This is a genomic window from Sphaerisporangium album, assembly GCF_003323745.1.
Lineage (GTDB): Bacteria > Actinomycetota > Actinomycetes > Streptosporangiales > Streptosporangiaceae > Sphaerisporangium > Sphaerisporangium album.
This window is the reverse complement of record NZ_QOIL01000031.1, coordinates 1-22,768: the sequence shown is the minus strand read 5'-3', so window position 1 is coordinate 22,768 and position 22,768 is coordinate 1. Positions and strand designations below refer to the sequence as shown.

General features: G+C 71.5%; 22 protein-coding genes. 13 read left to right on the top strand and 9 right to left on the bottom strand.

Annotation, left to right across the window (positions count from 1 at the left end):
• Positions 1-6 precede the first annotated feature (6 nt).
• Both DQ384_RS36915 and DQ384_RS36910 read left to right on the top strand, forming a co-directional pair.
• Positions 7-480, top strand: coding sequence for a CBS domain-containing protein (locus tag DQ384_RS36915; RefSeq protein WP_114033530.1), 474 nt, complete (start codon positions 7-9; stop codon positions 478-480).
• A gap of 196 nt (positions 481-676) precedes the next feature.
• The gene (locus tag DQ384_RS36910) at positions 677-3,343 is read left to right on the top strand and encodes a penicillin acylase family protein (protein WP_114033529.1); all 2,667 of its coding nucleotides are present in this window, start codon (positions 677-679) and stop codon (positions 3,341-3,343) included.
• Between the two features lie 36 nt (positions 3,344-3,379).
• On the opposite strand, the gene DQ384_RS36905 is transcribed toward DQ384_RS36910, so the two are convergent.
• The 3 genes from DQ384_RS36905 to DQ384_RS36895 all read right to left on the bottom strand — a co-directional run bounded on the left by DQ384_RS36905 (position 3,380) and on the right by DQ384_RS36895 (position 6,684).
• Positions 3,380-3,595: a hypothetical protein gene (locus tag DQ384_RS36905; protein WP_147269037.1), complete on the bottom strand. Its 216-nt coding sequence runs from the start codon at positions 3,593-3,595 to the stop codon at positions 3,380-3,382.
• Positions 3,596-3,630: 35 nt separating this feature from the next.
• Complete coding sequence (locus DQ384_RS36900) at positions 3,631-6,012, bottom strand: helicase-associated domain-containing protein (RefSeq protein WP_114033527.1); 2,382 nt, start codon at positions 6,010-6,012, stop codon at positions 3,631-3,633.
• Positions 6,013-6,162: 150 nt separating this feature from the next.
• Positions 6,163-6,684, bottom strand: coding sequence for an ATP-binding protein (locus DQ384_RS36895; protein ID WP_114033526.1), 522 nt, complete (start codon positions 6,682-6,684; stop codon positions 6,163-6,165).
• Positions 6,685-6,887: 203 nt separating this feature from the next.
• On the opposite strand from DQ384_RS36895, the gene DQ384_RS36890 reads away from it, so the two are divergent.
• From DQ384_RS36890 to DQ384_RS36880, 3 genes are all read left to right on the top strand, one after another.
• Positions 6,888-7,709 (top strand): helix-turn-helix domain-containing protein, encoded by an 822-nt coding sequence (locus DQ384_RS36890; protein ID WP_220183343.1) that lies wholly within the window; start codon positions 6,888-6,890, stop codon positions 7,707-7,709.
• Positions 7,710-7,946 carry a DUF397 domain-containing protein gene (locus tag DQ384_RS36885; protein WP_114033524.1) on the top strand — a complete coding sequence of 79 codons (237 nt, stop codon included), beginning with the start codon at positions 7,710-7,712 and terminating at the stop codon, positions 7,944-7,946.
• A gap of 123 nt (positions 7,947-8,069) precedes the next feature.
• Positions 8,070-8,345, top strand: a complete 276-nt coding sequence (locus DQ384_RS36880; RefSeq protein WP_114033523.1) for a hypothetical protein — start codon at positions 8,070-8,072, stop codon at positions 8,343-8,345.
• A gap of 81 nt (positions 8,346-8,426) precedes the next feature.
• Here DQ384_RS36880 and DQ384_RS36875 read toward each other — a convergent pair whose 3' ends face one another.
• Together DQ384_RS36875 and DQ384_RS36870 are read right to left on the bottom strand one after the other, a co-directional pair.
• Entirely contained in the window at positions 8,427-9,089 is a 663-nt protein-coding gene (locus DQ384_RS36875) for a histidine phosphatase family protein (RefSeq protein WP_114033522.1), read from the bottom strand.
• Between the two features lie 149 nt (positions 9,090-9,238).
• A complete protein-coding gene (locus DQ384_RS36870) occupies positions 9,239-10,645 on the bottom strand; it encodes a sensor histidine kinase (protein ID WP_147269036.1) in 1,407 nt (468 codons plus the stop codon).
• Between the two features lie 327 nt (positions 10,646-10,972).
• On the opposite strand from DQ384_RS36870, the gene DQ384_RS36865 reads away from it, so the two are divergent.
• Positions 10,973-11,611 (top strand): HD domain-containing protein, encoded by a 639-nt coding sequence (locus tag DQ384_RS36865; protein ID WP_114033520.1) that lies wholly within the window; start codon positions 10,973-10,975, stop codon positions 11,609-11,611.
• A 12-nt stretch (positions 11,612-11,623) separates the two neighbouring features.
• Here the strand turns inward: DQ384_RS36865 and DQ384_RS36860 are convergent, their stop codons facing one another.
• The gene (locus tag DQ384_RS36860; RefSeq protein WP_114033519.1) at positions 11,624-12,139 is read right to left on the bottom strand and encodes an ATP-binding protein; all 516 of its coding nucleotides are present in this window, start codon (positions 12,137-12,139) and stop codon (positions 11,624-11,626) included.
• 311 nt (positions 12,140-12,450) lie between these two features.
• On the opposite strand from DQ384_RS36860, the gene DQ384_RS36855 reads away from it, so the two are divergent.
• The 6 genes from DQ384_RS36855 to DQ384_RS36830 all read left to right on the top strand — a co-directional run bounded on the left by DQ384_RS36855 (position 12,451) and on the right by DQ384_RS36830 (position 20,221).
• A complete protein-coding gene (locus DQ384_RS36855; protein ID WP_220183337.1) occupies positions 12,451-13,593 on the top strand; it encodes an ROK family transcriptional regulator in 1,143 nt (380 codons plus the stop codon).
• Positions 13,590-14,564, top strand: coding sequence for a carbohydrate ABC transporter permease (locus DQ384_RS36850; protein ID WP_114033517.1), 975 nt, complete (start codon positions 13,590-13,592; stop codon positions 14,562-14,564). Before DQ384_RS36855 ends, DQ384_RS36850 begins: the two co-directional genes overlap by 4 nt.
• Positions 14,557-15,345, top strand: coding sequence for a carbohydrate ABC transporter permease (locus DQ384_RS36845; protein WP_114033516.1), 789 nt, complete (start codon positions 14,557-14,559; stop codon positions 15,343-15,345). The genes DQ384_RS36850 and DQ384_RS36845 overlap by 8 nt, the downstream gene beginning before the upstream one ends.
• A gap of 44 nt (positions 15,346-15,389) precedes the next feature.
• Complete coding sequence (locus DQ384_RS36840) at positions 15,390-16,646, top strand: ABC transporter substrate-binding protein (protein WP_114033515.1); 1,257 nt, start codon at positions 15,390-15,392, stop codon at positions 16,644-16,646.
• A 153-nt stretch (positions 16,647-16,799) separates the two neighbouring features.
• On the top strand, positions 16,800-17,906 hold the full coding sequence (locus tag DQ384_RS36835) for a glycoside hydrolase family 15 protein (RefSeq protein WP_245967049.1): 1,107 nt from the start codon (positions 16,800-16,802) through the stop codon (positions 17,904-17,906).
• Positions 17,903-20,221, top strand: coding sequence for a glycoside hydrolase family 31 protein (locus DQ384_RS36830; protein ID WP_220183335.1), 2,319 nt, complete (start codon positions 17,903-17,905; stop codon positions 20,219-20,221). The genes DQ384_RS36835 and DQ384_RS36830 overlap by 4 nt, the downstream gene beginning before the upstream one ends.
• Before the next feature lie 85 nt (positions 20,222-20,306).
• Here DQ384_RS36830 and DQ384_RS36825 read toward each other — a convergent pair whose 3' ends face one another.
• The 3 genes from DQ384_RS36825 to DQ384_RS36815 form a co-directional block, all read right to left on the bottom strand.
• A complete protein-coding gene (locus DQ384_RS36825; RefSeq protein WP_114033514.1) occupies positions 20,307-20,645 on the bottom strand; it encodes a hypothetical protein in 339 nt (112 codons plus the stop codon).
• 263 nt (positions 20,646-20,908) lie between these two features.
• Entirely contained in the window at positions 20,909-21,328 is a 420-nt protein-coding gene (locus DQ384_RS36820) for an ATP-binding protein (protein WP_114033513.1), read from the bottom strand.
• A 99-nt stretch (positions 21,329-21,427) separates the two neighbouring features.
• Positions 21,428-21,709: a hypothetical protein gene (locus tag DQ384_RS36815; RefSeq protein WP_114033512.1), complete on the bottom strand. Its 282-nt coding sequence runs from the start codon at positions 21,707-21,709 to the stop codon at positions 21,428-21,430.
• 226 nt (positions 21,710-21,935) lie between these two features.
• Between DQ384_RS36815 and DQ384_RS36810 the strand changes: the two genes are divergently transcribed.
• Positions 21,936-22,643, top strand: a complete 708-nt coding sequence (locus DQ384_RS36810; protein WP_114033511.1) for a helix-turn-helix domain-containing protein — start codon at positions 21,936-21,938, stop codon at positions 22,641-22,643.
• Positions 22,644-22,768 lie beyond the last annotated feature (125 nt).

Genomic DNA, 22,768 nt, shown 5'->3' with positions numbered 1-22,768 from the left:
GACAGCATGAACATCGACACCATGACGGCCGCCGACGTGATGAGCCGGGTCGTCATCACGGCCCGGCCGGAGGATTCTCCGCTGATCGCCTGGGAGCTCATGCGCCGGGGAGGTGTCCGCCACCTTCCCGTGGTGGACTCCCGGCTGCGTGTGCTCGGCGTGCTCACCCGGGAGGACGTCGCCACGCACTGGTCGGGAGGGCCGGCGGAACAGTCCACCGACCAGGTCCGGCGACTGCTGACCGGTCGCGGGTGTCCTCACGTGTCGCCGTGGACGTCCGTGGCCAGGGTCGCCGCCGCCATGCTCGACTTCGGGGTCGACGTGCTGCCGGTGATCGGCCCGTCGGAGTCCCTGGAAGGACTGGTCACCTCCACGGACGTGCTTCGCGCGGTCGCCGGGCGCCTCGAACCTCCACCCGGCCACACCGGCATCGCGCCGGGGCGCGGAGAAGGACCCGCCTCGGGCATCGACCAGTGTTGAAAGCCCCGGACGCGTCGTCCGGTGGGCTGACGCGGGACGGTGAGCCACGCGCGCCGCTGCGACGGTCTGGACGGTCTGAAGGCGCGGACCGCGGCGGTGTCCGGAGGGTGTCCTAACAGCGGCCACATGGTGATCGGGCGACGTTCGCCACCACATACAGTGATGCGCACATGTGTCGTGAAAGGTCCGTGAGGTCGTGAACACCCCCTTCGCCAGGCTTCCCCGTCCGCTTCGATGGGGAGCCCGCGTCCTCACCGCCGTCCTGGTCCTCGCCCTGGTCGCCGCCGCCGCGCTGACCTGGACGGTCCGCCGGTCGTTCCCGCAGGTGGACGGCGAGCTGCGGCTGCCCGGCCTGAGCGCCGCGGTGACCGTCGTCCGCGACCGCTACGGGATCCCGCAGATCTACGCGGACGACCCGAAGGACCTGTTCACCGCGCAGGGCTACGTCCACGCCCAGGACCGCTTCTGGGAGATGGACTTCCGCCGCAAGACCACCGCGGGACGGCTGTCGGAGCTGTTCGGCGCCTCCACCCTGGAGGTCGACAAGGTGGTGCGCACGCTCGGCTGGCGGCGCACGGCGGAGCGCGAGCTCGCCCTGCTCGACGCTCCCACCCGCGAGGCGTTCACCGCGTACGCGGCGGGCGTCAACGCGTGGATGGCCGCGCACCAGGGCTTCGCCGAGAGGAGCCTGGAGTACGCCGTGCTCAAGCTGACCAACGGCTCCTACAGCCCCGAGCCCTGGACCCCGGCCGATTCGCTGGCCTGGCTCAAGGCGATGGCCTGGGACCTGCGGTCCAACCTGGACGCCGAGCTGGAGCGGGCGCTCGACTCCTCGGTCCTGCCGCCGGACCGGGTGCGGCAGCTGTTCCCCGGCTACCCGTTCGACCGGCACCGGCCGATCGTCACGGCGGGGGCCGTCCGGGACGGCGCCTTCGACCCCGCCGCGCCCGCCGCGCGGACGACCGTGAACGCCGTCACCGAGCCCATCACCGAGTCCGCCGACCGGTCCGCCGGCGAGCCGGCCGTGCGGACGGACGCCAGGACGGCCGCGGACGCCGCGACGGCCGGAGCGCTCGCCGGCGCGGCGCGGACGCTCGCCGCGCTGCCCTCCCCGCTCGGCACGGACGGCTCCGACCGCGCGGGGATCGGCTCGAACTCCTGGGTCGTGGCCGGCGCGCACACCGACACGGGCAAGCCGCTGCTGGCCAACGACCCGCACCTCGGGCCGCGCATCCCGTCCATCTGGTACCAGGCGGGGCTGCACTGCCGGGCCAGGTCGGCGGCGTGCCCCTACGACGTCGTGGGGTACACCTTCTCCGGCCTGCCGGGCGTGGTCATCGGCCACAACGACCGGGTGGCCTGGGGGTTCACCAACCTCGGCCCCGACGTCGCCGACCTGTACGTCGAGCGGACGCGGGGGGACGCCTACGAGGTCGAGGGGCGGTGGGTCCCGATGGAGACCCGCACCGAGCAGATCAAGGTCGCGGGCCGCGCGCCCGAGCCGCTGGTCGTCCGCGCGACCGCGCACGGGCCGATCGTGTCGGGGGTGCTGGGCTCGGCGCGGGACGCGCTGCCGGGCGCCGCCGCGCACGCGGGGGAGACGGCGGGGACGCCCGCGAACGGCAGGGCGCCGGCCGGCGGGCACGACGTGGAGATCGCGTTGCGGTGGACCGCGCTCGACCCCGGCCGTACGGCCAACGCCCTGCTCCTGCTGGATACGGCCTCGAACTTCGGGGAGTTCAGGACGGCGGCCTCGTCCTTCGAGGCGCCCGCCCAGAACATGATTTATGCGGACATTGACGGCAATATCGGGTACCAGGCTCCCGGGCGCATCCCCGTCAGGGCGAAGGGCGACGGCACCTGGCCGAGCAAGGGCTGGACCGGCGACGAGGAATGGTCGGGCTTCATCCCCTTCGACGAGCTTCCCAAGGCCTACAACCCGCCCGAGGGCTTCATCGCCACGGCCAACAACGCCGCGGCCGGCCCCGGCTACAGCCGCTTCCTGACCGCCGACTGGGCGTACGGCTACCGCTCCCAGCGCATCGCCGACCGGCTCCAGCGAGCCATCGGCGCGGGGAAGATCACCGCCGCGACGATGGCGGACATCCAGATGGACTCGCTCAACACCATCGCCTCCACGCTCGTCCCGTACCTGGTCAAGGCGGGCGCCGGCGTCGCCGAGGCGCGGCTGCTGTCCGGCTGGGACTTCTCCCAGGGGCGCGACAGCGCCCCCGCCGCCTACTTCAACGCCGTCTGGCGCCACCTGCTGCACCGGACGTTCGACGACGAGCTGCCCGAGGCCGGGCGCGCGGGCGGCGGCGACCGCTGGTACGAGGTCGTGCGCGCCCTGCTGCCCAGGCCCGCCGACCCGTGGTGGGACGACGCGCGCACCAAGGGCAAGGTGGAGACCAGGGACGAGACGCTGGCGGCGGCGATGGCCGACGCGTCCGAGGAACTGCGGGACCGGCTCGGCGACGCGCCGGAGGACTGGCGCTGGGGCGATCTGCACACCCTCGCGCTGACCAACGAGACGTTCGGCACCTCGGGCATCGGCCCGATCGAGTGGCTGTTCAACCGGGGGCCGCTGAGGCTCGGCGGCGGCCAGGACGCCGTGGACGCCACCGGCTGGGACGCCGTCGCCGGGTACGAGGTGGACTGGGTGCCGTCCATGCGCATGGTCGTGGACCTGGCCGACCTCGACCGCTCGCGCTGGGTGAACCTGACGGGCGCGTCCGGGCACGCCTTCCATCCGAACTACGCCGACCAGGCGGACCTCTGGGGCGACGGCCGCACGACGCCGATGCGCCAGACCGAGCGGGCCGTCCGCGCGGACGCCGCGGACACCCTCAGGCTCGTGCCCTGAGGGGCCTCGTAGCGGGCCGCTCTCAGGGGCTGTGCCTCAGGAGTGGACGCGCACGCGGGTACGGTAGCAGTCCTCACACCGCTGGGTGACCACGTGGCCGATGGCCTCCACGACCCTCCACCGGTGGCGCAGATGGAGGACGCCGACCTGTGCCTGACCTGAGTTCATGACTCCGCCCCACGACGCCGGACCGCCGGGGACGGCGAAGGTGCCGCCCCCCGGCAGCCCCTTGCCCATCGAAATCGGACTCATTCACGCGGGGGACGGCCCTCGCGCCGCGGAGCCGTTCAGCCGCTGGTCACCGACGCGATGTCGGCCAGAGGAAACTCCAGATAGTCGCCCGCCTCCTCGCACCAGGCGTCCAGCACGCCGCGCCGCAGCTCGCCGTGGCTGACCGTCGCGGTGAGCCCGTCGGACAACGTGATGAGGGCCCGCACCCCCCGGTCGACGACGAAGCCGAGCAGGGACTGCTGCGCGGTCGGCAGGCGGGTGGCCAGGCGGCCGATGACCGCCCACGTCTGCCCGGCCTGGCGCTGCTCGTCGCCCGTCCGCACCAGGCGCTTGGCGTGCTCGCGCGGGTCGGGCGGCGGGTCGGCGATGAACGGCGGCGGCTCCTCCAGCTCGGCCACCCGGCCGCCGGGCAGCAGGATGAGCCGCCCGCCCTGCGGCTCCCGCCGGACCGCGATCTCCCCGGTGTCGTCCACGGGCACCGGCGCGTACCCGGCGTCGCGCAGCGCGGTCAGCGTGCGGTCGGCGGTGGCGGCGCCGGCCAGGACGGTGGGCGCGAGCAGCCGCAGCCCGAGCCGCGACAGGCGGCGGTGCGCGGCGATCTCGGCGAGCAGCGCCGGGTCCGATCCCTGGATGATGCACCCGACCGTGGTGACCGTGACCTCGCCGTAGCGCCGGGCGACGTCCTTGACCAGGTACGCCAGGGGCTGCGGGATCGTCCCGGCCGCGCGCAGGTCCTCCAGGAGCGACTCGGCGGAGTACCCGGCGTCCAGGGCCCTGCGCACGCTGGCGGCCGAGAACCGCCACACCGAGGCCGCGCCCTGGGACTCGCGGTCGGCGGCGCGGTCGAGCAGCCCCGCCAGCTCGGCGGCGGGCGGGCCGGTCACCACGGCCGTCAGGTCGCCCCCGAACAGCGCGGTGCGCTGCGCCCCGGCCAGGGCGTGCACCGACGCCTCGACCAGGGCGGGGTCGCGTTCGATCTGCGGGACGGACTCGTCCTGCTCGTCCCCGGCGACGGCCGAGCCGAGGGGGGCCAGCGCGCGGCCGAGCGCCGTCAGGCCGTCGGAGACGACCAGCCCGAGCAGCCGCGCCTCGGCGAGGACGGCCGGGCAGCACTCGGCCAGCAGCTCGCGGTCGAGCAGCGGGGCGCGCCAGTGCACGGCCTGCACGAGCTCGGGGACGCTGGCGACCGCGGCGTCCTCGGGCAGGGTCGCCAGCGTGGCCAGCACCGCCCGGCGGATGCGGGCGACGGTCTCCCCGGCCGGGTCGTCGTCCAGGACGGTGGCGTATCTTCCGGCGGTGCGGCGCAGCGACGTGCGCTCCATGCGCCACCAGGCGGCGAGCAGCACGCGCAGCCGCGCGGGCGCGTCCTCCAGCCGCCAGGCGTCGAACCGCTTGGTCGGCACCAGCCCGCCCGCGGCGTCGTCCCAGGCCAGCAGGCGGGCGACCGCGCAGACCTCCAGCAGCAGCCGGGTCTCCTCCTCCGTGCAGCCGGTCTCCTTGATGACGCGGCGCACCTCGCGCACCCCGACGCCGCCGCTCTTGAGCAGGGGGAGCGGGGTCTTGTCGGTGTTCTCCAGCAGCGCGGCCGCGCGGTCCACGGCGTGCGGCGCGGCCAGGCACATGGCGTGGTCGACGGCCTCGGCGTCCGCGGGCACGGTGCCGAGCTTGGGCGGCTCGGGGGTGAACGGCGCGCGGTAGTCGGGGCCGCGCAGGGCCAGGGCGACCTCGCGGGGCATCTCGGCGATGTCCCACTGCGGGCGGAAGATCAGGCCCCGGTCGGCGGCCCAGTGCTCGGGGCTGCCGGGGGCGACGAAGCGGTTGCCGTCCACGCCGCGCACCGGCCCGTCCCAGGCGAACTCGTCCAGCAGGCTGACCGTGCCGTCGGGCGCGTCGCGCAGCAGGGCGGCGACGCGGTCGGCGTCGGTGAGGACGGCGGTGACGCGGGCCAGGAGCTGCCGCCTGCCGCCCTGCGCGGGCAGCCCGAGGTTGCGGCTCATGCGGCGCAGCGCCTCGGCGTTGACCGTCCAGGACTCCAGGTAGGAGGCGAGGGGCTCGCCGAGCCCGCACGGGGCCGCCCACCACCGGGCGACAGCGGGGGCGAGGTGGAGCCGGCCGTCGCGCGCGGGCCAGGCGAGCGCGCGGTCGTACAGGCCGTCGAGCCACGGGACGACCTCGGCGGTGGTGACGCCGAGGAACCGGGCCAGCTCGTCGGCGGTGGCCCGCTCGCCGATGACCAGGCACGCCTGAAGGATCTCCAGCGGAGGCAGCGGGAGGCCGCGCATGACCTCCATGACCGCGAAGTCGTCGCCCAGGCGGCGGGCGAGCGTGTCGAGGCGGCGGGGCCACGGCGCGGCGATGGCGTCCGGGCGGCCCGCCAGGACGCGCGCGAGCCGGTCTTCGTCGAGCGTGGTCAACCAGTCGAGCAGGTGATCATCCATCACAGCTCTTTCAAGGTCTCGCGGGAGTCACCAGGAGGCCACCGTAATGCAACGCACCCGCCTCACGGGATCGACGTAGCAGAATAGAACCGGAACCTGTGAGTTCCGTAACCACCGTCCGGCCGTTCGAACGGCTCACGGGCCGGGGTGTCAGCTTTTGAGCACCGCCCAGACGACCTTGCCGGACGGCAGCAGCGGGTTCCATCCCCAGCGCAGGCTCATCGACTCGACGATGTGCAGGCCCATGCCGCCGGGTTCCAGGGGCGAGGGGTCGCGCATGACCGGGGCGGCCGTCCCGGGGTCGGCGAATGCGCAGGTCACCAGCGAGTCCCGGCGGATCACCGACATGCGGATCGGCTCGGTGCCGCTGCGCCGGATGTCGCGCGGGTCGGGCAGGAGGCCGTGCCGCAGCGCGTTGGTGGCCAGCTCGGAGATCACCAGCTCCATGTCCTCGGCCAGGTCGCGCATGCCCCAGGCGGTCAGGCTGCCCGAGGCGAAGCTGCGCGCCGCGTGCACCGACTCGGCCCGGGGCGGGAGCACGAACGTGGCGCTGGAGGTCGTGGCTCCGGGGGAGGTGAGGTCGCGAGCGGGCAGGGGCCACCAGCCGACGGGAGGCCACCAATCGAAGGCCGACCACTGGTAACGCCCACGTGTCAGGTCCGTGGAGTGCACGAGATCATGATGAGGCAAACTCCTGTGCAGGTGCAAGAGCGAATGCACGTGCACCGGCGGCGTGCAACCGCTACGGTTAGCCTGGGAGTGAAACCGAAGGGGGACCACACGCGCGATCTTTGACAGACTGTGAACCAGTCCACAACCGGAGGAAGCACGTGTCCATCGATCCGCCTGGTTCCGGCTCAACGGTTCGGCGCATTATGTTGGGCGCCAGCTTACGCAGGCTGCGTGAAGAGCGTGGGCTGACTCGTGAGGTGGCGGGCTTCCACATCCGCGCGTCCGAGTCCAAGATCAGCCGCATGGAGCTCGGACGGGTCGGGTTCAAGACGCGTGACGTCGAGGATCTGCTCACGCTGTACGGCGTCGACGATGACGCCGATCGCCGTGGGCTGCTGGAGATGGTCCGTGAGGCGAACACGCCCGGTTGGTGGCACAAATACAGTGACCTGCTCCCCACATGGTTCTCGACGTACGTCGGCCTCGAAGAGGCCGCCTCGGTGATCCGCACCTACGAGGTGCAGTTCGTGCCGGGGCTTCTCCAGACGGCGGCGTACGCGCGGACGGTGATCCGGCTCGGGTATCCGGACGTGCCTGAGGAGGAGATCGAACGCCGTGTGCATTTGCGCATGCAACGGCAGGAGCGTCTCACTCGCAAGGAAGGACCGAAACTCTGGGCCGTGATCGACGAGGCCGCACTGCGGCGGCCCATCGGCGGCAAGGAGATCATGTACGAGCAACTGCAACACCTGATGGCGGTCGCCAGTCTGCCCACCATCACCTTGCAGGTGATGCCGTTCCAGTTCGGCATGCACGCGGCCGAAGGCGGAGCGTTCACCATCCTGCGTTTTCCGGAGTCCGACCTTTCGGACGTGGTCTACGTCGAGCAGCTGTGGGGTGCCCTTTACCTGGACAAACGTGAGGACGTCGATCCGTACCTCACAGCCATGGAACAGCTGTGCATCGAGAGCACAACTCCCGGGGGCACTGCCGAGATACTCGGCGACATACTCAGAGAGATCTAGATGAACCAGCCGTACAACGGAATGCCGGCCACGAGCCTCACCGGCGTGGCGTGGCGCAAGAGTGTTCACAGCAACTCGCAGGGTAACTGCGTCGAGCTTGCCAAGCTCCCCGATGGGGGGGTCGCCGTCAGGAACAGCCGGTTCCCCGACGGCCCCGCACTCATCTACACCCGTGACGAGATCCGGGCCCTGGTGCTCGGCGTCAAGGACGGCGAGTTCGACAATCTGGTCGCGTAACACCCTGTTCACATATCGCGAGTCCGGTTAACCGGAGAGCGCGCATCGCGTAACCGGGGTCGTTCGCCGGTCCGGCACACTGGATGTGTTCCACTTCCTTCAGAGGTTCTGTGGGGGCACCTGATGCTGGACCAGATGACGCTCTACCCGGTGGCCGATGACGTGCTGTTCGCACCGGGGGGCCGCGTCGTGATCCGTACGTACGGCGTCGCGTCCGCGGCCTCCACCGAGGAGGACGGCGCCCGGCCCGTCTCCTACCGCACATGGGTGACCGGGGTCAGAGACCAGCCGCGATACTGGCGCTGGGGTCACTTCGAGGACGCCCGCCGGGGTCACCGCAAGGTCCTGGAATGGCTCACCGGACGCGGCCCGCAGCCCCCGGCCGTCGTCGCCGGCTGACCCTCTGAGATCGGCCCGTCGCACCGCGCGCACCCGCTCGGGAAGGCCGGGAGACGCGCGGCGGAACCTCCGGAGCGTCCTCTAGACCGTCTTCGGCGCTCCCGTGACCGGCGCTCCCGTGACCGGCGCTCCCGTGACCGGTGCTCCCGTGACCGGCGCTCCCGTGACCGGCGCGTTCCAGCGCGCCACGGCGTGCTCCTCGCGCTCGAAGCCGAGCACCGACACGGTGCCGGTGTCCAGCTTGAAGTGGCGCCCGCCCTCGGGAGGCAGCCCCAGCCAGCGGGCCGTCAGCACGCGCAGGAAGTGGCCGTGCGCCACGAGCGCCACCTTGCCCTCCACCTGCAGCACGCGGGCGATCACCTTGTCGGCGCGCTCGGCCACCTGCTCCATGCTCTCGCCCGGGTGGTCCGCGTCCCCGGGGACGACGCCGTCACGCCACAGGTACCAGCCGGGGCGGCCCTTCCTGATGTCGGGCGTGCTGATGCCCTCGTAGCCGCCGTAGTCCCACTCCCACAGGTCGGGGTCGATCTCGTAGCGCGTCAGCCCGGCCAGTTCGGCCGTGCGCCGGGCCCGGCTCGCCGGGCTGACCAGGACGAGCGCGAAGTCCTCCCCGTGGAGGGCGGAGGCCAGCGCGCGGGCCTGCTCCTCGCCCTTGGGGGTCAGCGGGATGTCCGTGCGCCCGGTGTGCCGGCCGTCCCGGCTCCACTCGGTCTCGCCGTGCCGCAGCAGTATCAGTTCGTCCATATCGCTCCATCATCCACCCCCAGAGGCTGTCGAGGCTCGCCCGCGCGGCGTGGGGAAAACCGAACCCGGTTGATCATTCAACCTGGTTCGCCGCCGTTCCCGTGCGAGATGAACGTGGCCGAGACGCTCCCGTACTTGGCCGACCGCGCCTATGGCCGGGTCTCCGGGGCGGGGGTGATTCTCGGGACGGAGATGGGCTCGTACTTCAGGGGAAGGCGCAGGACGAAGCGGGCGCCGCGCGGCGAGTCCGCTATGTGCAGCGACCCGTGGTGGGCGCCGGCGATCGCGCGGCAGATGGCCAGGCCGAGCCCGCTGCCCCCGGGGTCGAGGCGGCGGCCGTCGTCCAGGCGGACGAACGGCTCGAAGACCCGCTGGCGGTCCTCGGGCGCGATGCCGTCGCCGTCGTCGGTCACCGTCAGCACGGCCTCGTCGCCGCTTCGGCTCGTGGTGACCTCGACCCGGGCGGCGGCGTGCCGCTGAGCGTTGACCAGCAGGTTGTTGAGCACGCCGATGATCTGGATGCGGTTCCCCATGATCCGGAGGTCCCCGGAGGTGTGCGTATGCACGGGAGGGCCGTGCACGCGGGCGGCGACCTCTTCCCTGACGAGCTGGTTGAGGTCGATCACCTCGGGGGCCGCCGGCGCGGTGGTCCGCACCCGGGCGAGCGTCAGGACGTCGTCGATGATCGCCTGAAGGCGCTGGGTGGTCGACAGCGCCGCCCGGTACGTCTCCTTCGGCTCGACGCTGCCGGGGTACATCAGCGCCTCTTCGAGCTGCGTGTGCAGGCCCGCGACGGGGGAACGCAGCTCGTGGGACACCACCGACGCGAAGTGGCGCTGCTGCTCCACCGCCAGCTCCAGCCGGGCGAGCGTCTCGTTCGACGTGCGGGCGAGCTGGGCGATCTCGTCACGTCCGGGCGGCTGCGGCACGCGCTTGCTCAGGTCGCTGACGGTGATCTCGGCCGTGCGCGCGCGGATCTCCGCGACGGGGCGCAGCGTCCGCCCCACCACCCACCAGGTCGCCCACGCGGCCAGGCCCGCGGCCAGCAGCGTGCCCGCCGCCGTGATCAGCTCCAGGCGGTCGTCGGCCAGCAGGGCCGGCTCGGGGTGCCCTGCGTATACGTAGTGCGGCTTGCCGCCCCACAGCAGGCGCGTCGCCAGGGGAGGGACGCGGACGGCGGTCACCAGCACGCAGCCGCGTCCGGGCTCGCACGCCGTCTCGTCGCTGATCCGGTTGCCCTCCGGGGGCTTCAGGCTGCTCAGCGGAGGCAGGCCGCGGGCCGCCGCGCTCGCCACCAGCACGCGCCCGTGGGAGTCCACGAGCTGGAGGAGGGTGACGCCCGTCTCGGGGTTCGGCGGGGGCGGGTCGGAGGGGTCGACCGAGCCGGCCCAGTCGGTGGCCGCGTTCAAGGTGTCCCGGAATATGTGGTCCTGCATCTTGGTCCGGATTTCAGCGGCGATGACGGTTCCGAGCAGCGCGAAGATGATCAACGCTGCCACTCCCGCGCCCAGCGTGAAGCGCCCTCGGATGGACTGCGGACGTAGATGGACTGCCACCACTCATCTCCCTGGGAAGCCGTGGCTTGGGCCGCCCTCCTTATCGGAATTTTTCATCGCACGCCTATTAAAGTGCACTTCTTGGTAAAATTGGCAAACGAGATATGATCGGCCATGAATATATGTGAATTCATGGCTTTCGCTCTACTCGGGCTTTGCGATTTTCGCCGGGATACGGCGATCTCGGCCGACGCGGCCCGGCCACCGCCTGTCCGTTTCCGGGGAGAGTCCGTTCCGGCGCGCGGGGACGGCGTGCCGGTGCGTTTGCGAAACTGGACGGCAGGCGGGCACGCCGTGCGCCCGAGCCGTCGGAAGGAGGTCGTTCGCATGAGCGAGACGATCGCAGGCGTCACGATCCCCGACTCGGCCCTCGCCTCCGAGGCCACCGAGCTGGTCCGGGACGCCGCGCCGCCGTTGCTGTACGACCACTCGCGCCGCGTCTACCTCTTCGGCACCCTCCAGGGGCGGAGGCTGGGCCTGACCGCCGACCCCGAGCTGCTGTACGTCGGCGCCATGTTCCACGACCTCGGGCTCACCGAGACCTACCGGGGCACCGACCAGCGGTTCGAGCTCGACGGAGCCGACGAGGCTCGCCGATTCCTGGAGGCCCGCGGGGTGCCGGAGTCCGATGTCCGCAAGGTCTGGGAGGGCATCGCCCTGCACACCACCCCCGAGGTGCCGTACCGGCTGGAGCCCGAGGTGGCACTGGTCACCGCCGGCGTCGAGACCGACGTCCTCGGCATCGGCTACGACGCGCTGGACCCGCGTGACGTCGAGGCCGTCACCGCCGCCCACCCGCGCCCGGACTTCAAGCGCCGCATCCTGGCCGCCTTCACGGAAGGCTTCAAGGACCGCCCCGACACGACCTTCGGCACCGTCAACGCCGACGTCCTGGAGCACTTCGTCCCCGGCTTCCGCCACATCGACTTCGTCGAGGTGATCCAGTCGTCTCCCTGGCCCGAGTGACCGGGCCCGGGGCTACCGGTCGTGGTCGTCGTGAAAGGCGCACTTCTTGCGGAACCAGACGGTCTTGGCCGTGCCGTCCGATGCCGGGAGGACGCCCCACTCGTCGGACAGCGCCTCGACGATGGTGAGCCCGCGCCCGTGCTCGGCGTCGTCGGCGTCGTCCGTGTCCTCGTGGTCCCCGAGGTAAAGGATGGTGCCGAGGTCTCCTGTGCCGCCTGTGTCCCCGGTGCGCTCGATCGGCCGGCGCCGGGGCTGCGGGCCTCCCCCGCCGTGGTCGGTGACCTCGGCGCACAGCGTGTCGTCGGCCACCCGGACCGTCAGCCGGATCGGCGGCAGCCCGTAGAGGAGGGCGTTGCTGAGCACCTCGGAGGCGGCCAGCACGACGTCGTCCGTGAGCTCGTCGCCCGGGTCGCCGAGGTCCCAGTCGGTCAGGGTGCGCCGGAGTCTGCCGCGGACATCGGCGAGCATGGCGGGGTCCATGGAGATGTCCCAGCACACGGTATGGGGACCGTCCGGTGTGCCGATCATGAGAATCCTTGTCTGGGTGCGGATGGCCTGTCGCTACGGGGGCGAGCGGCGAGGAATCCTCACCGGCCGCACGAGTAGCCCGCGCCTCTATGCCCGGAAGACCCTACTCTGTCCGCGTTTGTGCTGTTAGTGCGGGTGGGCGCGTCATGGGAATTGATGTCGAAAAGCGACAGATCACCAAGCTCGCGGGTGCGTCCGGCGACCCGTGCCGCCCCGGCGGACGACTGGGCTCTCCTCACCTCTTGACGGGCGAGGCTGTGCGCTCTACTTTCTTCGCAAGTAAATTTAGTGCGGAAGAAAGTCGGTGTCCCGTGAGCGAACGGGCCTCACAGGGCCGCGATCTGGCCCGGACGGCGATCCTCGCGACGCTCGGCCAGTCGGGGCCGCTGAGCCGGAGCGACCTGGCCCGCCGGCTCGACCTCAGCCCGGCCACCGTGACCCAGGTGACCCGGCGGCTCCTCGAGCACGGCATGGTGGAGGAACTGGAGCGGGTGCCGTCCCGGGGAGGCCGCCCCGCCCAGTTGCTCGGGCTGGTCGGCTCCGCCGGCCGGGCCGTCGGCGTCAAGATCGCCCCCGATCACGCCGTCGCCGTCGTCGTCAGGCTCGACGGCGAGCTGCTCGAAGAACGCGAGACCTCCCTCGACGCGGCCGCGCCCGACTGCCTGGACCGGGTCGCCGCGCTGCTGCGCCCGCTGACGTCCGGGGAGACGCGACTGCTCGGCGTCGGCGTCGGCGTCCCGGGGGTGGTCGACAGCCCCGACGGCGGGATCGTCGAGGCGCCGACCCTGGGATGGGCCGGAACGCCGGTCGGCGCCCGGCTGCGCGACCTGCTCCGGCTTCCCGTGCTCGTCGACAACGACGTCAACACCCTGGCGGTCGCCGAGCGCCTCTACGGGCGCGGTCGCGCCCACCGGGACTTCCTCGTGGTCACCGTGGGCCTGGGCATCGGTCTGGCGATCATCGTGGACGGCGGGCTGCTGCGCGGTTCCCGGGGAGGCGCGGGCGAGTTCGGCCACCTTCCCGTGGCCGACGGGCCGAGGTGCGCGTGCGGGAACAACGGCTGCCTGGAGGCCGTCATCGGCTCCCAGGGGCTGCTGGACGCGGCGCGCGCCCGGGGGCTCGCGCGCCCCGACGCCGCCGTCTTCGCCGAGGCGGGAGCCATGCTCGGCAGGGCGGTCGCGGGTCTGGTCAACATCCTCGACCCGGCGGCCGTGCTGGTCCTCGGCGAGGGAACGCGCGACTGGGACCAGTGGCGTCCCGGGTTCGACCCGGCCTTCCACGCCCACCTGTTCCGGTCCGGCGACCGGGTCCCGGTCGAAGTGGATCCCTGGGACGACTCGCGCTGGGCGCAGGGCGCGGCGGCGCTCGTGCTCGGCACGCCGTTCGACGTCGCCCCGGGCACCGGCGAGCAGGGCGACCTCGTCCTCGCGCGGCTCGAAGGGCGGCTCGGATGACGGCTCGGACGACGGGGACGCGGCCGGACGCGGGGCACGCCGGGCCGAGCGGGTCCGGTCCCGGCGACGGGCCGGTCCCGGCGGGCCCGCCCCGTCGCGCCAAGGTGCGGAAGGCGGCGACCGTCCTGCTCTTCCTCGCGCCCAGCGCGGTGCCGCTGGTGCTGTTCACCCTGGTCCCGATGGCCGGGTCCCTGTGGGTGAGCCTGCACGAATGGAACCTCATCGGCGCGATGCGATGGACGGGCCTCGGCAACTACGCCGGCATCCTCCGCGACGGCGACACCTGGCGGGCCCTCGGCAACACCACGCTCTACATCGCCGGCTACCTCCCGCTCGTCTACGTGGGCGGCCTCGGGCTGGCGATGGCGCTCAACCGGGTCACCCGCGGGCGCGACCTGTTCCGCGCGGTGTACTTCCTGCCGGTCATCACCAGCTGGGTCGTGGTGGCGCTGATCTGGAAGTGGCTGCTCAACCCCTCCGAAGGCATCGTCAACAAGCTCCTCGCCGTGATCGGCGTCGAGGGGCCGGGCTGGTGGACCTCGGACGCCTGGGCGCTGCCCTCGGTCATCATCGCCGCGGCCTGGAAGGACCTCGGTTTCGTGATGGTCATCCTGCTCGCCGGCCTCCAGGCCGTCCCCGCCGAGGCCCTGGAGGCCGCACGGGTCGACGGCGCGAACGCCTGGCAGCGGTTCCGCCACATCACGCTGCCGCTTCTGTCGCCGTCCACGGCGTTCGTCCTGGTGATCTCGTGCATCAGCGGCTTCCAGGTGTTCGACCAGGTCTACGTGATGACCTCCGGCGGCCCGGCGGCGGCGGCCTCCGAGGTGATGGTGGAACGCGTCTACGACCTGACCTTCCGCTACGGCCGCGTGGGAGACGCCTCGGCCCTGTCATGGGTGCTCTTCCTGGTCATCCTCCTGGTCACGGTGGTCCAGGTCCGGCTCCAGCGCAGGTGGGTGAACTATGGGTAACCGTCTCGTCTACGCCGCCCTGGTCCTGGCGGGCCTGGTCATGCTGGCGCCCTTCGGCTGGACGGTCCTGGCGTCGCTGTCCCCCGGGGGCGTGGTCGAGTGGCCGCCGGGCGGCTCCCTCGGCGCGTACGGCGAGTTGCTGCGGGCCATGCCGTTCTGGCGGATCCTGGTGAACAGCGTCGTCGTCGCGGCCCTGTCCACGGGGCTGCAGGTCGGCACGAGCGCGCTGGCCGCCTACGGCTTCGCCCGGCTGGAGTTCCCCGGCAAGGAGGCGATCTTCGTCGTCTACCTGGCCACGCTGATGATCCCCATGCAGGTGCTGGTCGTCCCGCTGTTCATCGAGATGAGGTCCTTGGACCTGGTCGACACCTACGCCGGGCTGCTCGCGCCCACCATCGCCTCTGGATTCGGCGTGTACTTCCTGCGCCAGGCCGTACGGCAGGTGCCGCGGGAGCTGGACGAGGCGGCGGTCATCGACGGCGCCGGGCACCTGCGCGTCTTCGCCTCGGTGGTGCTGCCGCTCGTGCGCCCCGCCCTGGCGACCTTCGCGATCTTCTCGTTCATGGCGAGCTGGAACGCGTTCCTCTGGCCGCTGGTCATCCTGCGGTCCCCCGAGTTCATGACCCTCCCGCTCGGACTGGCCAACCTGCACGGCCAGTTCACCACGGAGTGGGACGTGGTCATGGCCGGATCGGTGGTCAGCGTGCTGCCGATCCTCGCGGTGTACGTGCTCGCCCAGCGGCACGTCATCGCAGGCGTCGCGAGGACCGGTCTCAAATGACCCCCGCGGCGAGTCCCACCCCCCGTTTCACCAGGAGGACCCCCATGTCCCGAGGTCTGAAGGCCACGGCGGCCTTCGCGCTGGCCGTACTACTCGCGGCCGGATGCGCCAAGGGGTCTGCCACCCGGGAGTCCGCTCCCGACGGCAAGTCGACCATCAGATATTTCACCTTCTCCGCCGCACCGGATCACCTGGCGGACCTGGACAAGATCATCAAGGCGTTCGAGGCGGCCAACCCGTCCGTCACCGTCACCGTCGAGACCGCGCCGTACGCCGACTACTTCACCAAGCTCCAGACCGCGATCGCGGGCAACACCGCCCCCGACACCTTCGAACTCAACTACGAGAGCTTCGTCGCCTACGCCGCCTCGGGGGCCCTGGCCGACCTCAGCGGCGAGGCGGCCAAGGACGACCTGTCGGTGTACGCCGCCAAGTCGCTCGACACGTTCAAGCGGGACGGCAGGCAGCTCGCGCTGCCCGCGTCCTACTCCGCCGTCCTGCTCTTCTACAACAAGGACCTGTTCGACAAGGCCGGCCTCCCGCACCCCACGGCCGACTGGACGTGGGACCAGGAGATGGCCGCGGCGAAGAAGCTCACCGGCAAGGGCGTCTACGGCGACTTCCAGCCCGTGCAGTTCTTCGAGTTCTACAAGGCGCTGGCGCAGGCCGGCGGCGCGTTCTTCAGCGACGACGGCAAGCGGGCGACCTTCAACAGCCCGCAGGGGGTCGCCGCGGCGAAGCACCTTCTCGACAAGCCCGGCACGGTCATGCCGACGGTCGCGCAGATCGGAGGCACGCCCGACTACGACACGAACCTGTTCAAGCAGGGCAAGCTGGCGATGTGGCACAACGGCATTTGGCAGTTCGCCGGGCTGAAGGACGTGCCGTTCCAGTGGGACGTGGTGGTGGAGCCCGCGCCGGTCAAGGCCAGCGCGGTGTTCACCAACGCGGTCGCCGTGTCGCCCGGCGCCAAGAACCCCGCGGCGGCGTACAAGTGGCTGCGCTTCCTGACCGCTTCGGACGTCACCGCCCGGACGCGGATCGACTCCTCCTGGGAACTGCCCCCGCTGGCCGACGCCAAGGCGTACGCCGGGTACTTCGACCAGGGGCCGCCCGCCAACCGCAGGGCGATCCTCGACGCGGTGGCCTCGGCGACCTCGCCGCCGGTCATCGTCCGCCAGCAGGAGATGCAGGACACCGTGACCAAGGCCCTCGAACAGGCGGCCGCGGGCAAGACGCCGATCCAGAAGGCGCTCGACGACGCCGCCGCCAAGGTCGACGAGCTGATCAAGCAGGCGTGACGGGGGGCGTCCTCACGGCCGGGTCGCGGTCAGGCCCGGCCGGGGGACGCGCACCGTCGCCCAACCACGTCGTGCGTGACCGGGGCCCGCGACCTGCACGCCCGGGCCCCGGCCACTACCCGTTTCGTCAGGAGACCTGACCCCTTGAGTCTAGTGATCGATATCTCCCGCATGCGCGCGCTGGCCGGCGGCGCCGTCGAGCTGATCGCCCGGCACCAGCATCCCTCCGGGGCCTACCCCGCCTGCCCCACCTTCCCCGTCTACCGGTACTCGTGGTTCCGCGACGGCGCGTTCATCGCCGAGGGCGCCTCGCGTGGCGGCGACGCGCGTGGCGCGGGCCGTTTCCACGACTGGTGCGCCGGTGTCCTCACCGCCCGCGCCGGCCGGATCGAGGAGCTGGTCGCCCGGCCCCGTACGGCCCCCGTCCCCCGGCACGACGAGTTCCTGCCCGCGAGGTACACCCTCGACGGCGGGGAGGACCACACCGACGGCTGGTGGAACTTCCAGCTCGACGGCTACGGCACCTGGCTGTGGGCGCTCTCCGAGCATGTCCGGCGCCAGGGCGCGGACCCGTCCCGGTACGCGGAGGCGGTCAGGCTCACCGTCCGCTATCTCGCGAGATTTCATGACACGCCGTGTTACGACTGGTGGGAGGAGCATCCGGAGCAGGTCCACGTTTCGACGCTGGGCGCCGTCTTCGGCGGTCTCGGGAGCGCCCTCGACCTCGGCGTCCTCTCCCCGCGCGACCAGGAGACGGCCGACGCCGCCCGGCGCGACATTCAGGCCCTCGTCGCCCGGCACGGCCGCCTGCCCGGCGGCGGGCTCGCCAAGTGGCCCGGCTCGGACACCGTCGACGCCGCCCTGCTCGCGTGCCTGGTCCCCTTCGGCCTGGACGATCCGGACGGCGCGGCGGGCCGGGCCACGCTGGCCTCCGTGGAGCGCGCCCTCGTCCGCGACCACGGCGTCCACCGCTACCGGGCCGACACCTTCTACGGCGGAGGCCGCTGGCCGGTCCTCGCGGCCCTCCTGGGCTGGGTCTACGCGCGCACCGGCCGCCCGGACGAGGCGCTCGCCCAGCTCGCGTGGATGGCCTCGACCGCGGACGGGGCGGGGGAACTGCCCGAGCAGGTCGGCGACCCGCTCCTGCACCCGGAGCGGCGCGAGGAGTGGGTGGAACGATGGGGAGAGGTGGCCAGGCCGCTGCTCTGGTCCCACGGCATGTTCCTCATCCTGGCCGACGAGCTGGGGGTGACCCGATGATCCGCCACCGCCCGTACGGCTCCGGTCACGCCTACGCCACCACCGACGACCAGCGCGTGCCCGTTCGTCCCGCCGCCGGGGAGTCCGTCGAGCTTCGCGTGCGGGCCTCGGCGCGGGTACGCGGGATCGTCGCCGAGTGGGACGACGGGACCGAGACCCGTGAGCTGACCCTGACCCCGTGGGAGCCGTCCGCCCAGGCGACCAAGGCCGTGGAGTCCGAGGCGGTGGAGTCCGAGGCGGTGGAGTCCGAGGCGGTGGACTCCAAGGCGGTGGACTCCAAGGCGCTGGAGTCGGGGGCGGTGGAGTCCGAGGCCGTGGAGCCCGCCGGTGACCTGTCCGCCGGCCACCTGTCCGCCGCCCAGGATCGCGCGACCGGCGGCGGGCCGTCATGGAGGGCGGCCACACCGCCCCTTGAGGCCGGCCGCCGGTACCGCTACCGGTTCCACGCCGCCGGCGCCGATGGGCGCGGCCGCAGGAGCCGGTGGTTCGAGGTGTGCGCGGGGGAGTGGCGCTCGGACGGCGGCACGCTGCGCGTGGACGGGCCGGACCCGGTGGTGCCCGGCACGGCCGAGTGGTTCGTCTCGCCCGAGGGGGCGCACCGCGTCCGCTTCGCGCTGGCCCTGGCCCCGCAGGAGCACGTCGTCGGCTTCGGCGAACGCTTCGACCGCGTCGACCAGCGGGGCCACGCCCTGGACGCCGTCGTCTTCGAGCAGTACAAGGATCAAGGAGCCACGGGCAGGACCTACCTGCCGATGCCGTTCGCCATGGTCGTCGGCGGCCGGGGCTGGGGCTTCCACGTCCGCACGGCCCGGCGCACGTGGTTCGACGTGGGCGCGTCCACGCCGGACCGGCTCCTGGTCGAGGCCGAGGTCGGGCCGGAGGCGTCGCTGGAGCTGGCCGTGTACGAGGGGCCTCCCGCCCGCGTGCTCGACGCCTTCCTCGCCGAGGTCGGCCGCCCCGAGGAACTGCCCGGCTGGGTGTTCCGGCTGTGGGCCAGCGGCAACGAGTGGAACACCCAGGCCAGGGTCCTCGCCGAGATGGACCGGCACCGCGCCGAGGACGTCCCCGTGGGCGTCGTCGTCATCGAGGCGTGGAGCGACGAGTCGACGTTCACCGCCTTCCGCGACGCCGAGTACGCGGTCCACGCCGACGGCTCGCCCCACCGTCTGGCCGACTTCACCTTCCCGCCGGACGGGGCCTGGCCGGACCCCAAGGGCATGGTCGACGACCTGCACTCCCGCGACGTCAAGGTACTGCTCTGGCAGATCCCCCTGCAGAAGATGCGCCCGCACCCCCGGGGGCAGGCGCGGGCGGACGCCGAGGTCATGGTCCGGGAGGGGTACGAGATCAAGGAGGCGGACGGCCGGCCGTACCGCAACCGGGGCTGGTGGTTCCCTCTCGCGCTCATGCCGGACCTCACCGACCCCAAGGCCAGGGCCTGGTGGCTCGCCAAGCGCCGCTACCTCGTGGAGGACGTCGGAATCGACGGGTTCAAGACCGACGGCGGCGAGCACGCCTGGGGAGGTGACCTGCGGTACGCCGACGGCGCTCGCGGCGACGAGGGCAACAACCGGTACCCCGTCCACTACGCCGCCGCCTACGGTGAGCTGCTGCGCGACTGCGGTAAGGCGCCCGTGACCTTCTCCCGCGCCGGGTTCACCGGGTCGCAGGCCCACGGGTGCTTCTGGGCGGGGGACGAGAACTCCACGTGGGCGGCCTTCCGGCACTCGATCAACGCCGGGATCACCGCTTCGGCGTGCGGCGTGCTCTACTGGGGCTGGGATCTGGCCGGGTTCTCCGGGGACGTTCCGGGCGCGGAGCTCTACCTGCGTTCGACCGCGATGGCCTGCTTCTCGCCGATCATGCAGTACCACTCCGAGTTCAACCACTACCGCGCCCCGCTCCGGGACCGCACGCCGTGGAACCTCGCGAGCCGGACGGGCGACGAGCGGGTCCTCCCGGTGTTCCGGGCGTTCGCACACCTGCGCGAGCGGCTCGTGCCGTACCTGACGGAGCAGGCGAGGACCGGCCTGCCGCTGATGCGCGGGCTCTTCTTCGCCCACCCCGGCGACCCGCGCATCTGGGACCGCCCCGCGCAGTATCTGCTGGGGGACGCGCTGCTGGTCAACCCGGTCACCGAGCCGGGCGCCACCACGTGGGACACCTACCTCCCGGAGGGCCGCTGGGCCGACGTGTGGTCCGGGCAGGTCCACGAAGGCGGCGCGGTGGTCACGCGCGACACCCCCGTGGACGTCATCCCCGTCTACTGCCGCGAAGACCACTGGCCGCGCATGCGTGAGATCTTCACACCCTGACGGCGCACGGGGGGCACGCGTCACGGGCCCCTGCCTCCGGCGTCGCCTCGCCGTGTTCGGCCGGGGCGACGCCGGAGGCCAGGGATCAGACCGAGTACCGGCAGACCAGAGCCTGGCTGACGCCCTGGGCGTGGCCGATGTAGGTGTAGGTGGGCGCGAAGTAGGCGCACGCGGCGGCGGGGCTTCCGCTGCCCACGTAGGCCAGGCCGGAACCGCTGCGGCGGTAGCAGCTCAGGCTGCCGTTGTAGAAGCCGATCATGGACGTGATCTCGACCTTGGCCGCGCAGTAGTCGCCGAGCGAGAGCGGGCTGGCCACCATTTCGACGACGGCCGTGGAACGGGCCTGCGCGGGGGCGGTGAAGAGGGCGAGGCCGCCGAGAAGGGCGAGTGCGGCGGTGACGAGTGCGGCGACACGACGGGACATGAGGAACCTCCAGGATCCAGGAAGGCGGCGGGTGGCACCGAGAGGGGCCGGCGGGGCATGGCGGAGCGCGCGCCGCCGGGCTGGGTGGGGCTCTACGCAATGGGTCACGCTGTGCTGATCGCAGTATTAAATAGGAAACCTTCCTATGCAATAGCTTGCCGCAAGGGTTTCGGCCGAGCATTCTCGTTGTGAAGTGGCTGGTCAGGATGGTGCCGGGTCGATGCCCTTCCTGTCCTACCCCGGTGGGGTACGCGGTCGCGTCACTAGGCGCCCTGACGTAGGCACTTCTTGCGGAACCAGACGGTTTTGGCCTGTCCGCCGAGCGCCGGTTGGACGCCCCACTCGTCGCAGAGGGCTTCCACGATGCGAAGACCCCGCCCGTGCTCGGCGTCGTCGTCCGCGCCGCGACGCTCGGGAAGGCCCGCGCCGTGGTCGGTGACCTCGGCGCAGAGGGTTTCTCCCGACAGCCGGAGCGTGAGCCGGATCGGGGGACGTCCGTGGCTGACGGCGTTGCCGAGCACTTCGGAGGTGGCGAGCACGATGTCGTCGGCGAGGTCGCCCCTGCCCGGCAGATCCCAGCTCGCCAGGACCTGGTGGAGCCGGGCCCTCACCTCTCGAAGGGCCGTGGGATCCGCGGGGATGTCCCAGCACACGGCGCGGTCACCGTACGGAGTGCCGATCATTCTCGTCCTTGTCTGCGCCGTGTACGACCCCGGAGGACCATACTTTGTCGAGATTCGCGCTATTCGCGCGAGTTGGTGGAAGCTGACAGGTAATTGGCGTTAAGTCGCCCTAAAACCGCCGCATAACGCCGGGTTCGACACCTCGACCTCGCGCATCTGCCGCCGTAGATCGGTGAGCAGGGAAGACTCCACGAACAGCGGCTCGGCCGTCCGCCAGTTCGGGAACGCGTAGTACCGGCGGCTCCAGACCCCGTAGAGGATCGTCCAGGCGGGCTCACAGCCGTCCAGCAGCCTCGCCGCCGCCCGCGCCTCCGGGTCCCAGTCCCGGCGCCGCACCGTCTGCCCGCCGGCCTGCTTTCCGGTATGCCGTCCTGTCCGCATGATCCGCCTTCCTGGCGCCGAAGCGTCGCTTCCGTGGCGGCCTGGAGTGACGGGGGAACGCGTCCGCCGTGACGGGGTGCCGCGCTCCCAGAGTGCCTACTCGGTGTCATTTCTTGTAACCGAACGTGATGACACTGTGCCGACAAAAGGCTGTCCGGATCGTGTCTGGATTCGCGTCCCCTTTGTCGACGTGCCTGTGTAACACTGCGTCGAACACACGTTTTCCATGGTTCGGGAGGGTCTTGTGGGGCGGGAGCGGAATCTCGATCCGAATACGAGTCCGCGCGCGTTCTTCGGCAGCGAGCTGCGCCGCTGCCGCAAGAGGGTCGGGCTTTCCCAGCCTCAGCTCAGCGAACGAACCACCTACAGTCCGGACATGATCGGAAAAATAGAGCGCGGCGAGCGCCCGCCGTCGCCCGAATTTGTCCAGCAGTGCGATGAAATCTTCGGGGAGGACGGCCACTTCAACCGCCTCTACCAGTTCATGCTCAGGACCCCCGGCCCGGCATGGTTCGCCCGCTGGCTGGAAGAGATCGAACCCCGAGCCACCGTCCTCCGCACCTGGGACCCCCTCCTGGTCCCCGGCCTGCTACAGACGGAGGCGTACGCACGGCACATCTTCAGCAGGGAACCTAAGATCAGCTCCGATGAGGTCGAGGAGCGTGTTCAGGCTCGGATGCTCCGTAAGACGGTCCTTGAAAGAGGAGATCCGCCCGCGGTGTGGGTGCTGCTCGACGAAGGGATTCTCCGTCGCTCCATCGGTGGACCTCAGATCACTCGCGCACAGTTGGAATACCTTCTTGAGATCTCTGATCGATCCAACGTCGTCATACAGGTCGTTCCCTTCAGTGCTGAAAGCACAGTGGGCTTGACGGGCGCGTTCATTCTCGCGGAGCTTCCGGGAGGCGAACCGGACGCCGTGTACATCGAGTGAGCCCATTTCACCGTGATGCTGCAGGTCACAGGGTGGCGACAGATCCGTTGTCTTGATCGAGAAGTAAAGAAGCCTCTGGTAGAAGGGTTGTCGACCAAGATCAACCATCACCAGAGGCTCGCATG